The 14,185-nt window shown below is 35.5% G+C and carries 10 protein-coding genes and 1 pseudogene; 7 read left to right on the top strand and 4 right to left on the bottom strand.

Annotated features, from left to right (window positions below; genetic code table 11):
* Nucleotides 1-49: 49 nt before the first annotated feature.
* From QWZ06_RS25980 to QWZ06_RS25960, 5 genes are all read left to right on the top strand, one after another.
* Entirely contained in the window at nt 50-1,792 is a 1,743-nt protein-coding gene (locus QWZ06_RS25980) for a right-handed parallel beta-helix repeat-containing protein (RefSeq protein ID WP_290302027.1), read from the top strand.
* 77 nt (nt 1,793-1,869) lie between these two features.
* Nucleotides 1,870-2,034 (top strand): hypothetical protein, encoded by a 165-nt coding sequence (locus tag QWZ06_RS25975; protein WP_290302026.1) that lies wholly within the window; start codon nt 1,870-1,872, stop codon nt 2,032-2,034.
* Nucleotides 2,035-2,248: 214 nt separating this feature from the next.
* Nucleotides 2,249-3,217, top strand: coding sequence for a hypothetical protein (locus tag QWZ06_RS25970; RefSeq protein ID WP_290302025.1), 969 nt, complete (start codon nt 2,249-2,251; stop codon nt 3,215-3,217).
* 132 nt (nt 3,218-3,349) lie between these two features.
* Nucleotides 3,350-4,885 (top strand): YifB family Mg chelatase-like AAA ATPase, encoded by a 1,536-nt coding sequence (locus QWZ06_RS25965; protein WP_290302024.1) that lies wholly within the window; start codon nt 3,350-3,352, stop codon nt 4,883-4,885.
* Between the two features lie 567 nt (nt 4,886-5,452).
* Entirely contained in the window at nt 5,453-8,560 is a 3,108-nt protein-coding gene (locus QWZ06_RS25960) for a non-ribosomal peptide synthetase family protein (RefSeq protein WP_290302022.1), read from the top strand.
* A 97-nt stretch (nt 8,561-8,657) separates the two neighbouring features.
* Here the strand turns inward: QWZ06_RS25960 and QWZ06_RS25955 are convergent, their stop codons facing one another.
* Nucleotides 8,658-9,881, bottom strand: coding sequence for a spondin domain-containing protein (locus QWZ06_RS25955; protein WP_290302020.1), 1,224 nt, complete (start codon nt 9,879-9,881; stop codon nt 8,658-8,660).
* Nucleotides 9,882-10,102: 221 nt separating this feature from the next.
* Between QWZ06_RS25955 and QWZ06_RS25950 the strand changes: the two genes are divergently transcribed.
* On the top strand, nt 10,103-10,384 hold the full coding sequence (locus QWZ06_RS25950; protein ID WP_290302019.1) for a hypothetical protein: 282 nt from the start codon (nt 10,103-10,105) through the stop codon (nt 10,382-10,384).
* Between the two features lie 17 nt (nt 10,385-10,401).
* On the opposite strand, the gene QWZ06_RS25945 is transcribed toward QWZ06_RS25950, so the two are convergent.
* Together QWZ06_RS25945 and QWZ06_RS25940 are read right to left on the bottom strand one after the other, a co-directional pair.
* Nucleotides 10,402-10,878 (bottom strand): YdeI/OmpD-associated family protein, encoded by a 477-nt coding sequence (locus tag QWZ06_RS25945; protein ID WP_290302018.1) that lies wholly within the window; start codon nt 10,876-10,878, stop codon nt 10,402-10,404.
* A 75-nt stretch (nt 10,879-10,953) separates the two neighbouring features.
* A pseudogene (locus tag QWZ06_RS25940) lies at nt 10,954-13,160 on the bottom strand (S46 family peptidase).
* Between the two features lie 86 nt (nt 13,161-13,246).
* On the opposite strand from QWZ06_RS25940, the gene QWZ06_RS25935 reads away from it, so the two are divergent.
* On the top strand, nt 13,247-13,681 hold the full coding sequence (locus tag QWZ06_RS25935) for an META domain-containing protein (RefSeq protein ID WP_290302017.1): 435 nt from the start codon (nt 13,247-13,249) through the stop codon (nt 13,679-13,681).
* An 88-nt stretch (nt 13,682-13,769) separates the two neighbouring features.
* On the opposite strand, the gene QWZ06_RS25930 is transcribed toward QWZ06_RS25935, so the two are convergent.
* Nucleotides 13,770-14,183 carry a hypothetical protein gene (locus QWZ06_RS25930; protein WP_290302014.1) on the bottom strand — a complete coding sequence of 138 codons (414 nt, stop codon included), beginning with the start codon at nt 14,181-14,183 and terminating at the stop codon, nt 13,770-13,772.
* Nucleotides 14,184-14,185 lie beyond the last annotated feature (2 nt).

Below are 14,185 nucleotides of genomic sequence, written 5' to 3'. Positions count from 1 at the left end.
ACAATTAAAACCAAAATCATAAAGTACAATGGCAATTATTAAAAATTCAATGAGCGAGCTACAAAATCTAAGTGTAGCTGAGATTTCAGAACTAGTAACATCTTTTGAAGATCTAAAACCACAATATGTGCAGCTAACGGGATATTATCCGGGAATTTCTTATGATAAACCTGTTATCTATTATTTATCAAAAACAGCTGCTTCAGAGGATCATTTCAGTAGTATTAAACTCACCAACAATGGACAATACAAATTGGAAGCAGCATTTGGAGATACTGTGGATCTTGCTTATTGTGGTATTAAAGGGGATGGTCTCCCCGAAGAAATTGAAAAAGTCAATATAGCTCTTGTTAGACTATATGCTATGAACGTTAAAAATGTTATTATTTCAGGACTTTATAAAATTAATGTAGATGTAGATAAGAAAACAGTTCCAACTGCAGATTTACAAAAAAAGATTCAGCTTCAGAGTGATACCAATTATTATTTGAATGGCAGAGTTGAAGCACTACCCGGAAGTAATAATGGTTATGAATTAATTTCCTTTACGGGCACGTTAAACACTAAATTGAGTGGAGGAAAGATTAAAGGAAATAAATATAGTTTTAAGGCTAAAAATGGGAGTTATTACAAAATTTGGAAACCTAATGAATCCTATCAGGTGGATGATTATGTTTATGTAAATAATACCCCCTTGAGAGTGAAAAAAGCTGGAATCTCAGGCGGAGTGAAACCATGGGTGTATCCGAATGTACCATGTGAAGAGATAACTCCAGTTAAAAAACCATCTTATTGTAATATAGATTATAAGGAAAATATCCTGATTGAATTGACTGATGGTTCTATTAAATATGAAAGCGTAAACAACCTTGATCTCGGAGAATGGGGGTTTGGTATTAATGTACTTCAAGCTAATAATTTCATTATTGAAAATGTAGAAGTGTCAGAATGCTGGGGAGATGGTATTTATATCATAGATTCCTATAATGGTAACATTACAAATGTTATTTGTCGTGATAACCGTAGACAAGGTCTTTCAATCATAGATGGTGACGGTATTAATGTGGTAAATAGTCAGTTTATTAAAACTAGCGGAACTATCCCGGAGGCAGGAATAGATATAGAGCCTAATAAAAATCAAAAAGTTAGGAACGTTAACATTGTGAATTGTATTTGCGATCAGAACAATGGTTATGGATTACTGATAACAACTCCGGATGCAACTGCTGGAGTATCCGATGTTAATGTTTTGAATTTGGCAACAAGAAATAATGGTCTTGATGGCTTTGCTTGTAAAACAGAAGGAGATGAGTATTCTCATACGATCTTTAATATCAATGTACAAAATCTGGCATCTTCAGGAAATAAAGCATCGCAAATCTTTATTGAAGGAGCAAATGGGGTTAAAGTAAGAAATGGTAGAATTGAAAATGCATTTGACTCTCCTCTGGTTGATTTGTATAAAGTACATAATGTAAAAATTAGTGACCTTGAAATGGTAGGAAATGGAGACGGAATTAAGATTAGAAAAGGAGCTGATAACGTAACCATTGAGGGGAATTATATTGAAACAGTTAAAACATGTATTACAGACGATCATACCAATTTTAAAAAAGAAAATATTACCATTAAAGGCAATAACCTAAAGTCAGTACAACAAAGTGCTATTGATATCTTGGAATATACTTCACTTACTGTAGCAGATAATGCGATTTTGAGAACCGGCACTGACGGGATTAAAATAGGAAATACAAACGAGCAATCATTAGCGGTAATAAGACTAATAATGTAGGTCTGGCAAATAATAAAGAGTATGGCCATATTGTGATCCAGGGTGAGGCAAGTGAAATTATTTGTGAAAATAACATCTTGGCTAATTATACAGATCTAACAATTTTACCGGTAGGAATTATTGCAGAATCTCCACAAATGAATTACTGTACATTCAGAACTCTACATTCTCATAATAATAGTAACTTCGGTCCGGATAAAATTCTATCCAATTCCACAATAAAAGTGCAGGATATCAGATAATTAAAGATGTTTTATATCTAACTTATAAAGTAACGATGGCAGGTAATGCCATCGTTTTTTAGTATTTAGGGTTAGGGAAAATATTTTATTTGATCTCAAAAAATGCATCAGACTGATTCCAATTTACCATGTTGAAGACTTATTTTGTTTGATGTAAAAGAACTTTAAATTCGACTTCTTTCTAACTTTTTTACGATATTTATCAAAATGTTTAATGATGAAACTGAATTTTAAAAGAATACTTTTGCCTTTAATGGTATTTTGTACAATACTGCTGCAAGCTCAAAAAAATGCTGAAAATATTGATGGAGTGTATCAAACAAAAGGTGCTGCTTTTGTTATCAATAAAAATAAAACGTTTCTGGTCATTGCTTATGCAACGCTGATAAAAGGGACATGGAGCGTTGAAAAAGATCTTCTTTACCTTAAACCTAAAAATCCGGAATCTAAATTTTACGTATATGCCCGTAAAAATCCAGATATTAAAACAGGAATGCGTATTAATTTTACAGGAGATGGCATTGGAAACAGTAATATTGTTGTAGGTGAATTTCCCAACAAAATGCAGCCTCTTTTCAACGATGATGCCAACTGTCTGAATTATCCTAATGTTCACGTTTTCAAAGAAAAATGGACAGGCATTACCCTATTGGAAGAAAAGAACTATGAAAATGGGTTAGAAGTTGATATTCCAAAACTGATCTATAACTTCCCAACCGGTGATTATAATGATTTCATTGTTCAGCATATGCAGGATAGTCTGTATCATCATGACTTTATTTTAAAAATTACAAAAAAAGGATTGGCTGAAGTGAATAGTGAGTCAGGAGAGGTAATTAAGAAATCTACTGTAAAAGAAGTGTTTTCCAATGATAAAGAATTGGAATTTATGAATCAATCTTTCGATATGGCTTTTGATGCAGATTATAAATTGGTAAACTATGCATATAATACGAATGATGATATGAATGAAAAAATAGATCTTAATTATTATAAATATGACAAACTAAGAAATGTGTACATAAATCCTGCGGTGCCAATTAAGCAATTGAATTTTAAAAGTAAAGATTACCACTATAATGATGTATTAATGAAATTTGATAAAATTACAGCCACTTCACAGCCCCTGGTTGCCGTAAAAAAATTAGAGAAACCTTTATTTATTGCAAATTGTAATAAATAAGGATTAAATAGATTTCAAATATCCACTTTTCTTAAAACCATTTTAAAAATTCACTTTTCTGTAGAAAATTATCAGCGTAACTGTCAGATTTTTAAAATAGTATATTAATTATATTTACTTTAAAAACACACCATGCTGATCAAAATTTACGGTAGCGCCATTCATGGAGTTGCTGCCCAAACCATAACAATTGAAGTAAATGTAGATACCGGAGGCGTAGGGTACCATTTGGTAGGACTTCCTGATAATGCAATCAAAGAAAGTAGTTATAGGATTTCTGCTGCATTGAAGAATGTAGGCTATAAAATTCCCGGAAAGAAAATTACGATTAATATGGCTCCGGCGGATCTTAGAAAAGAAGGCTCCGCCTATGATCTGAGTATAGCGATTGGTATCTTGGCTGCGTCAGATCAGATTCTGGCTGAAGAAGTTCATGACTATATTATTATGGGTGAACTGTCTCTGGATGGGAGTTTACAACCCATAAAAGGAGTATTACCCATTGCTATTCAGGCTAGGGAAGAAGGGTTTAAAGGAATTATTCTTCCTATTCAAAATGCCAGAGAAGCAGCTATTGTCAGTGATCTTGAAGTATATGGAGTAGAGAATATAAAGCAGGTCATTGATTTCTTTCATGAAGGAAAGGCTATTGAAAGAATGATATTGGATACGAGAAAAGAGTTCAATGAGAAAATCAACGATTTTCCGTTTGATTTTTCAGAAGTTAAAGGGCAGGAAACAGCTAAAAGAGCGATGGAAGTCGCTGCTGCCGGTGGACACAATATCATCCTGATTGGCCCTCCCGGAAGTGGAAAAACAATGTTGGCCAAAAGAGTTCCGAGTATACTCCCGCCATTAACATTGAAGGAGGCATTGGAAACTACAAAAATCCACTCAGTAGCAGGGAAAATAGGGACACAAGCATCATTAATGACGGTACGTCCTTTCAGATCCCCACACCATACCATTTCCGACGTAGCACTTGTTGGTGGTGGAAGTTATCCTCAGCCTGGGGAAATTTCACTAGCTCATAACGGGGTTTTATTTCTGGACGAAATGCCCGAATTCAAACGGACAGTGCTGGAAGTGATGAGGCAGCCTTTAGAAGATCGGGAAGTGACCATTTCAAGAGCAAGATTTACAGTCAATTATCCTGCAAGTTTTATGCTGGTCGCTTCTATGAATCCTAGTCCAAGCGGGTTTTTTCCTGATGATCCCAATAATACCTCATCTGTTTATGAAATGCAACGGTATATGAATAAACTTTCCGGGCCACTTTTAGATAGAATTGATATTCATATCGAAGTTCAGAAAGTAGAATTTGAGCAGCTTTCAGAAAAAAGGAAGGGTGAGAAAAGTAAAGATATCAGGGAGCGGGTTTTGAAAGCAAGAGAAATTCAAAATGAACGATATAAAGATCTTAATATCAGTAGTAATGCTCAGATTGGCCCAAGGGAAATTGAAGCATTCTGTGACTTAGATGAGGTTTCTTTTAGCCTTATAAAGCTGGCGATGGAAAAGCTCAACCTTTCTGCAAGAGCATATGACAGAATTTTAAAAGTAGCTCGCACTATAGCGGATCTTGAAGGATCTGAAAAAATACTTTCCCATCATATTTCCGAAGCTATACAATATAGAAGTTTAGATAGGGAGTTTTGGAATTCTTAATGATTTTAAAATATTGCTAAAAATATAAAATTTATATTCTGTGCTTTTGACAAAAATTAAAAAGCTTTCATATAATGAATATTCTTTTGTTTATTGGGCTTTAAATGTATTTAATTGTTATTCAGTAATTTGTTTCAATAATCTAATGCGTCGTGTGGGATGACATGATAATTATGTAACGGATTATATTAATTATTATGTTAAATTTGATTATTGAATTATCAAACGTATTGCATTATTAAATTCAAATAATTAATCAGGTAATTTTGTTTTAAAACTAAAATTAAAGAATAAATATTCTTTTTCGAGAGTAATAAATAAGGTAAGACTTTATTTACAGTTCTGTTTATTAAACAGTTCATCTGAATTTTCTCTACAAGCACTTTTTATAAAACTATTATCATTACACATTGAACTCATCATTGTGCCCATTTTCTATACTCTATTATGATTCTTTTTTTTAATTAGATGATAGGCTAATTTGTATACTGACAGTTATTTATAAGAGATCGTGCTTGGCGGAAAAGCGATAAAAAAGTAGACTTTTAACCAAATTACATCATTACAATGCCAAATTCAACATCAACATTAGGATCCCAATCCTTGGGAGACGCTGTACTATTGTCTTCAGTAGACAGAGAAAAACTTTTGAAAAACTTCAATACAACGGAATGGAACTACAAAAGGGAAGAAACATTGGTTTCCCTTTTCAAAAAACAGGTAGAGCTTCATCCTGATCATATTGCAGTTGTATACAGAGATCAGACAATGACTTATAAAGAGTTGGATCAGAAGAGTAATCAACTTGCTAATAATTTAATAGACAAAGGAATACAAAAAGAAATGTTCGTTCCCGTATGGCTTGGTCGATCCCTTGAGTGGGTGGTTGCCATTCTCGGAATTGTAAAAACGGGAGCAGCTTACGTTCCGATAGATCCGGCATATCCGGTAAAAAGAGTGGAGTATATTCTTTCGGATACTACTGCTAAAATTATGATTACCAATCAGGATCTTGGAGCTCTCTTATCAGGAAATGAGAAAACTGAAGTATTTCAGTTAGATACAATGACCGATTTGGAACCTTTTTCTTTGGAACAGCCACAGGTGGAAATTCACCAGGATGCACTGGCGTATACGATTTATACATCAGGTTCAACAGGGAAGCCTAAAGGCGTGATGGTTGCACATCTTGCTATTCAGCATTTGGTAACATGGCATAATCATTATTTTCATGTGAATCAGACTTCGAAGGTAACTCTTGTGGCAGGGCTTGCATTTGATATTTCTGTATGGGAAACATGGTCAGGACTTACTTCCGGAGCAACCCTTTTTATTGCAGAAAATGAAGAAAGAACAGATGCTTCTGCTTTGGTGGAATATTTCCATAAAAATCATATTACCCATGGATTTGTACCAACAGTTCTTGTTCCTTCTTTTATAGATAAAACCAGAAGCTATAACGATCTGTCCCTTCAATATCTTTTCACAGCAGGTGAGAAACTAAAACCGGTGCTTACTACAGAATTGAGTTATGAACTTATAGACTATTACGGACCCACCGAATGTACAGTATATGCTACATTTAGAAAAGTTAAAGATAGAGAAGGTAAATATGTCTCTTCAATAGGGAAGCCGATAGCCAATGCTAAAGCATACATTTTGAGTGAAAACATGGAATTACTTCCTGTAGGAGCTATAGGGGAGCTGTTTATAGGCGGAGAAATTCTGGCAAAAGGCTACCTTAATAATGAAGAGCTTACCACTGCAAAATTTATCAATAATCCTTTCAGGGAAAATGAAAAAATATACCGTACCGGAGACCTGGCTAAATGGCTGCCTAATGGAGATGTTGAGTTTTTAGGCAGGATAGATAATCAAGTGAAAATAAGAGGTTTCCGGGTGGAGTTGGGAGAAATAGAACGTACCTTGAGCCAACAGGAAAACATACAGGAAGCGACTGTCATCACAAAAGATACCAAAGGAAATAATAAATACCTTATCGCATTTATTGTTGCAAAACCTGGTTCTGAAAAAGAGGTTACCATGGTCAGAAATCTTCTAAAGGAAGAATTACCAGGATATATGATCCCTGCCCAGATTATTTTTATAGATAAAATTCCTCTTACAGTTAATGGGAAAACAGATTCTCAGTATTTAAAAGATCTGGCGGATAAAGAAGCGAAAGATCTGGTTTCTTTCGAACCTCCAGCTAATGAAACAGAAAGAATCATAGCAGATATATGGTCTTCAGAACTGGAGCGACCTGTTATTAATACAACAGATAACTTCTTTGATATTGGAGGAAATTCTTTGTTGGTTGCTGTTGTAGCAGTTGCATTAGAGAGAAAGCTTGAGGTAAAGGTATACCTGAGAGATATCTATCAATACCCTGTATTGAAACAACTTTCAGAAGTGTTGATTAACAGATCCAAAGAAGCAAGAGTAGCTATTCCAATAGAAGATGTAGAGCCATATGTAGAACTACAGCAGGATGTTTATCTCGCTCCGGGAACTGTATTTGCAGAAGGCTTTGATCCTAAACAGCTTGAAAATCCTTCAGCTATATTTTTAACCGGAGTTACGGGATTTGTTGGAATTCACCTTTTACAAGAACTTTTAGATACAACGAATGCTGATATCTATTGCTTGGTAAGAGCTCAGGATGATTTTCATGCAAAAGAAAAGATTGATGGTTGCTTCAAACAGTTTGCTATTTCTCAAAAGAAAGAACAGGAAGGAAGAATTATTCCAATAATAGGAGATCTTGCACAGCCATCCCTGGGACTTTCAAAAGATACATTTAAGATGTTGGCTGAAAAAGCAGATGTGATTTACCATTCTGGAAGTTCTGTGAATTTTATAGAACCTTATTCCTATATGAAAGCACCGAATGTAGAAGGGCTTAGGGAAATTATAAAACTTGCAGGCGCAGAAAGAACAAAATGTCTTGCGCTGCTCTCTACGATATCGGTTTATAGCTGGGGACACTTATTTACAGGGAAAACGGTTATGTTAGAATCTGACGATATCGCCCAAAATCTGATGTCGGTAAGTAAGGATATTGGCTATGTAAGAAGTAAATGGGTCATGGAAGCAATCGCGGATCTGGCAGTAAAAGAAGGTTTGCCTCTTATTACCTATAGATTGGGTTATGCGATGTGTCACAGTGAAACAGGAGCAAGTGCTCCCTATCAATGGTGGTCTGGATTAGTGAAAAATTGTGTAGAGTTTCAGTCTTATCCGGCACTCACAGAACTGAGAGAAGGCTTAATAACGGTAGACTATATGACTCAAGCGATGGCTCATATTACAAGAAATAAAGAAGCGATAGGGAAGAAATTTAACCTTATAGCCAGCCCGGAAACGAATCTTACTCTAGAAGACTTTTTTGGACTCATGAAAAAATATTACCCATTTACATTGAAAGGTCTTCCTTACAAAGAATGGAGAAAACAATGGGAAGACGATAGTAAAAATAGACTTTACCCTTTAACTAGTCTTTTCAGAGATAATATGCATGAAGGTTTGTCAACTGTTGAGCTCTACCAGAATACTTATATGTGGGATTGCTCTAATGTGATTAAGTTTTTGGAGGGATCAGGTATTAAAGAGCCTGTATTTGATAAAAAAATATTGGATTCTTATTTGAAGTATCTTGGTATTCCAATCTCATGATTATTGTAAAACAAATCCCAGGCAGCAAAACTACCTGGGATTTTTGATAAAACCATACCTGTCAATAAAAAATTGAATAGGCTGGTTCCAGCAAACTTTAATTCACAGTTACTTTTATTACATTCTGTACAGCAGGAACCGGATATTGTGTTCCAACTTTAGAAATGACCATGTTTTCACTTTGTGGAGTTCCTCCAAATAAAGCCTGGCGATTTCCTGCACCCGGATATTGGTCTACACCCGTTCCTGAATCAAATAAGGAAGTTTTTGAAGTAAGATCTCCTTTAACATTAGCTTCAATACTTTGCTCATTAGCGTAGAACCAGTCATTAGAAAAACCGAACATCGTTACATAAGCAATCTTATCACCTGGATTTGCCTGGAAGTTCGTCATGATCTTATTTCCCGGAGGAACAGGAGCACTTCCTGCCACATAAATCCCTTTAACACCTGGAAAAGATTTTAAACTATTTTGAAGTTTACTTACATTTCCCATTTGGGCAATTTCTTTCAGTCCCATTCCGTTATCTACTTTTCCCAATTCGTAAATTGGATTTTTATCTCCTCGATAGACTACTACAAGAGTAGGAGAAAGGCCTGTCATAATTCCGGTATTGGCAGTAATTTTAGCTTTCATTTTATCAATATTTCCCATCTGAGCAATATCCGTAATTTCAGGATTGGATAAAGCATTAGGGGTAAAGAACGGAGCACTGTTTAGAAGTTGAGTGCCGTTATAATTGGAAACAGCCCAAACTCCGGGAGAAAAAGGAGTCTCATTAGCTGTGCCACCTGAAGTATTGGTTATAGTTAAAGTAAACTCAGAAGACATCTCATCGTATGCAAGGTTAAGCTTCATAAGCTGTGAAGCATTTACATTAGGAACTTGCATAATAGGCTTGCTTTCTGTCTGGCCGGTCATATTATCCTTGGTTCCATTATCCCATAATAAAACGCTTGAAGAAACATCTCCTGTAATTGCTTTTCCATTAGCATCAAACAGCTTTATTCCAGGCTGCTGAGAGGCAAAAAACCAATCTTTGGAAAGTCCATACATCGTAGCAAACATAAGAGCCTGTGTCTTTCCGGCACTGAACTTTATGGATACTGATTGCCCAGGCATAATAACCGGGGGATTTCCCATTCCCTGAAAGCTTCCGCTTTGTACGAAATCTTTAGGAGTAACAACATTTTCAAAGGTGATCGTTCTCTGATAAGAGTCGTCCATCATGTTGTTGTCTGAATCGCTACATGAAAATAGCGTCAATGCAGTTGTAACAGCTGCCGCAAATACTTTGATTTTTAAAAAAGTCTTTTTCATAACGTGAATTTTATAGTTATAACTGGTATCTACAGAGATAGTCGGGTATATTCTAAAATCCTGACGAAAAAAATAAATAATTATTGAAATAATTGTGTTAGGTGCTGTAAATCAGATCATTTGTTTTCTGGAATTTAATAAATAATACGTCGAGTTCTGTCGCTACAGACCAATATCTTTGTTTTACGATAAAGAAACATTGATAATTAAAAGGACAGTAAATGAATAATTTCATGGTATTAGCTAAAGATTTCGTAGCCAATGAAAGCATAGTTATAGATCTTAAATCATCAGGAGTTGCAAATAAGTTGAACTCATTGATTTTTCAAAACCAAAAGGGGCAAGGGGCGCAATTTTTATGGCAATCCAATAGCCTGGAAAAGAGAGGATATTTTAAAGAAATAAATAACGACCTTGGAGTAAGGGTTGCCCACTATGACGGATTTCTAACGGTTACCAATGGAGGAGGACAACAATATTTGGAAGCAAAAGTAAAGGTGTGAAATGTAGAGAAAAGAGTTTATATTCCCTTTTTACCATCCAAGATCATTTGAATCATTTTGATCTTTCGGGTTTCTCTTGTTTCCGGTTTTTTAGCATCCTCAATCCAACGAATGTATTCCTTTTTGTGAGTATAACTCATTGTATCAAATAATACTTTAGCATCTGGATTTTCATGAAAGACCAAAGCGATGTCATCTGCAATTTGAACAATGCGCTCTTCCTTATCTTCTATGAGAGAAATAGTAACCTCGTCTCCAAATGTTTTTCCAAGCTGCTTTCTGATGTCTTGGGTCAATCCTAGTATATGACAGGCAGATTTCATTTTGGCCAGGCTTCCACGATACTCAACCTTATCATCGAATGTCGCTTTAATTTTTACCTGTCCCTTTTTGTTGAATAGCTCTTCTGTTGAAAAAGGAAATTCCACAAAAGCAGCGTTCGTTTCTCCATTTTGTTTTATGATGGCAGTGAATAATGCAGGTTGGGGATTCATAATAATATTTTAATATTCAAAAATAAAAAAACCGTGAAAATTATTTTCACGGTTTCAAAAATATATCAGATAAGATTATTTTTTCTTTGTTTTCTTAGGCATTGTTGTAGTCCCAGAATTTTTAGTTTTTGTATCAGCAGGAGTATTTGCATCTCTTACAAGCTTCAACTCATCAACTATTCTTCTAGCACCTGCAAATTTATCGATTGTCCAAAGAACGAAACGAATGTCTACGTTGATGGTTTCTGCCATTCAGGCTCGAATACGATATCACCACTTAATGCTTCGCTGTTTCCGTCAAATGCAATACCGATAAGGTTTCCGTCTCCATCAATTACCGGAGAACCAGAGTTACCTCCAGTAATGTCATTATTAGAAAGGAAGTTTACAGGCATATACCCTTTTGCATCAGCATACTGTCCGAAATCTTTAAGATTATAAAGATCGATTACTCTTTGAGGAAGATCGAATTCTTCATCCCCTTTCTTGTATTTTCCAACAAGACCAGACATATCTGTATAATAGTTATCAGTAACACCGAAGTAGTTTCTGTCTTCTCTGATAGGAAGCTTATCTACAGTACCGTAAGTTAATCTCATAGTAGAGTTAGCATCCGGATAGAATTTCTTTTCAGGCATTGCTTTTACTAAACCAGCTAAGAATAGACGGCTGTTTTTAGCAAAGTTATCGTCTATCTTAACGAATCTTTCATTGCTCATTCTCTGATCTGCAACGATACCGTTTGCCGCTTTCCAAAGTGGATCAGCATCAAGCTTTAATGCATCTGGATTCAATAAGAAGTTAGTAGCAGAAGTTTTATTTGCAAAAATAGAAGAATAGGCAAGGTTAGAAACATTCTTAGCATCTAATCCTAGAATTGTAGCAGAAGCTACTTCACTATTTTTTACTCTTGCTTGGTAAAGGCTGGTCATTGCAGCAAGCATTTCCCCTTCTAAAGATGGGCTGAAATTTTCGTATGCAGCTTTAATGGCAGCTTCAGTTTTAGCTTTCATAGCTAATCTTCCCTGCATATCCTGAGCAGAATAAGCTTTTAAAGCAGAACCTACCTGTAAAGCAAGAGAAATATATTTAGCATTTCTTGAGAACTGAGAAGCATAATTTCTTTCAACATTTCTGTCAGAAACCTGTTTGTAATAAGCCTCAATATCAAGCAAAATACCATCGTAAGCCTCGTTTCCTGGCTTTGCAGACCATTTTTTGTAAACGTCTTCAATCTTTTGCTTATCAGTGATTGTACCGTTTTTCTCTACAGCATCAATGGTTCCCTGTCTGTTTTTCCAGTAGTTAGCAACAGAAGCATATTGAGAAGCATAGTTAAGCTGAGTAGCTTTATCTTTATCCATGTACTTCTTCATTACGTCCATAGCAGTTTTGGAAGCTTCAACCCAAGCCGGGTAATCTTTACCTACCATTTGCTGAATTCCGTAAGAAGTTAAATAACGGTTTGTTCTACCAGGGTATCCAAGGATCATTGAGAAATCACCAGGCTTAATCCCCTTAATAGAAACCGGTAAGAAATGCTTAGGTTTCATTGGAACGTTGCTTGGAGAATATTCAGCAGGGTTTCCTGCAGCATCAGCATATACTCTGAAAACGGTAAAGTCTGCAGTATGTCTTGGCCATTCCCAGTTATCAGTATCACCACCGAATTTTCCTAAAGATGAAGGTGGAGCACCTACTAATCTTATGTCTTTGTAATCTTGATATACAAAATAGTAGAATTCATTTCCGTTGAAGAAATCCTTTACCACCACAGTGTATTTCCCGTTTTCAGAGTTTTCTGTTTGAATAGCTTTTGTTTCAGCATCAATAACAGCTTTTCTCTCTGCTCCGGTCATATTGTTGTTTAGCTTGGATGTGATTCTTTGAGTCGCATCATCCATTCTCACTAAAAATCTTACATAAAGATCCTTTGCGTTGAACTCGTCTTTCTGTTTCATTGCCCAGAAACCATTCTTTAAATAGTCTTTTTCTGGAGTTGAAGCAGCCGCTACGGCACCATAACCACAGTGGTGGTTCGTGAATATAAGTCCTTTGTCAGAAACAATTTCTCCTGTACAGAAACCACCGAAACTTACGATAGCATCTTTTAAGCTGGAATTGTTAACTGAATAAATTTCTTCAGGCGTAAGATGTAGACCTTCTTTTTGCATATCAACACTGTTAAGTCTTTTGATGAGCATTAGCAGCCACATCCCCTCATCCGCCCTCATCTGAGCAAAGCTCAGCAAGAAAGTGAATAGTAGAAATAGTCTTTTCATTTTATAAAATAATTTTTGTGTCGCTAATTTACTAATTTTTACGAGATTCTATCTCGGGTTGGTACGAAAATGGGATGATAATCAGCATGAAAAAAATATTATTCTCCCTTTTGGCTGTGTTATGCTTAGGGCTGGTATTAAATTGCTCTGCTGTACCAGATAAAAATCCTTATTTACAAAGACAATGGATGATGGTTTCTTTTGATGGCTTTTCTAAAGATCAGCTGATTGCCCATAAAGCTGAAATTAACCTGACCGGAAAGATGGAAAAAGGTAAGATTTACGGAAGTGCTTATATGGGTTGTAACCAGATGTCCTTTACTTCAGAATTTAAGAAAGGGGGGATAGTGAAGATTTCCCAAGGGGTAAGTACATTGAAGGCCTGTCAGGATATGAATCTTGAAACTTCTTTTCAAAAGAAATTTGAAACTATGACAAGATATTCTGTAGAAGGACATTTTCTTACATTATCTGATGATCATGGAAATTCTATGAAATTTGTTGCAGCTGATTGGGATTGATAGCCTGATTATAAAATATAGGAAGTCCGCTCAATAGCGGACTTCTTTTGTTTGAAAAATTGAGTTTGATTATTAGTTTTTGCTGGCATTAGTTTTTAGGGATAGTTTTTTTTATTTCTTCAAGAGTTGCCGTATTAGGTAATCCAATGATAGTTTTATTTGTGTTCCTAGAATGCGCTGTATGAGATGCCTGTCTGCTGGGGATGCTTTTTTTAATGTCTTCAATGCTGGCCGTGTTAGGAAGCATGATGCCAGATTTGTCGGATGATGGTTTGGGTTGTGCTTCCTTATTTTTAATTTCCATTCCATAATCGGAAACCAGGCCTGTCTGGGGAGTTTCTTTTTCTATATTTTCCTTAGTTTCTTTCAGAATTTTAGCTTCCTGTTCTTTGATCTGTTTTACAGCCAATGTCTGATCTTCTGCTGGAGAAGTTTGTTTTGCTTCCTGAGAATAAATCAAGGGGCTTAAAAATAATAGTGGGATGATATATGCTATTTTCATGA

Origin of the sequence: Chryseobacterium tructae, from assembly GCF_030409875.1 — a bacterium.
GTDB classification, from domain to species: domain Bacteria; phylum Bacteroidota; class Bacteroidia; order Flavobacteriales; family Weeksellaceae; genus Chryseobacterium; species Chryseobacterium tructae.
The sequence above is the reverse complement of the archived record's forward strand: the minus strand, read 5'-3'. Positions and strand labels throughout refer to the sequence as shown.

Excerpts from the sequence above, each read along its gene's own strand:
- QWZ06_RS25970 (WP_290302025.1), top strand. The coding sequence starts at position 2,249 with ATGATGAAACTGAATTTTAAAAGAATACTTTTGCCTTTAATGGTATTT.
- QWZ06_RS25960 (WP_290302022.1), top strand. The coding sequence starts at position 5,453 with ATGCCAAATTCAACATCAACATTAGGATCCCAATCCTTGGGAGACGCT.
- QWZ06_RS25935 (WP_290302017.1), top strand. The coding sequence starts at position 13,247 with ATGAAAAAAATATTATTCTCCCTTTTGGCTGTGTTATGCTTAGGGCTG.
- QWZ06_RS25955 (WP_290302020.1), bottom strand. The coding sequence starts at position 9,881 with ATGAAAAAGACTTTTTTAAAAATCAAAGTATTTGCGGCAGCTGTTACA.
- QWZ06_RS25965 (WP_290302024.1), top strand. The coding sequence starts at position 3,350 with ATGCTGATCAAAATTTACGGTAGCGCCATTCATGGAGTTGCTGCCCAA.
- QWZ06_RS25950 (WP_290302019.1), top strand. The coding sequence starts at position 10,103 with ATGAATAATTTCATGGTATTAGCTAAAGATTTCGTAGCCAATGAAAGC.
- QWZ06_RS25980 (WP_290302027.1), top strand. The coding sequence starts at position 50 with ATGAGCGAGCTACAAAATCTAAGTGTAGCTGAGATTTCAGAACTAGTA.
- QWZ06_RS25945 (WP_290302018.1), bottom strand. The coding sequence starts at position 10,878 with ATGAATCCCCAACCTGCATTATTCACTGCCATCATAAAACAAAATGGA.
- QWZ06_RS25930 (WP_290302014.1), bottom strand. The coding sequence starts at position 14,183 with ATGAAAATAGCATATATCATCCCACTATTATTTTTAAGCCCCTTGATT.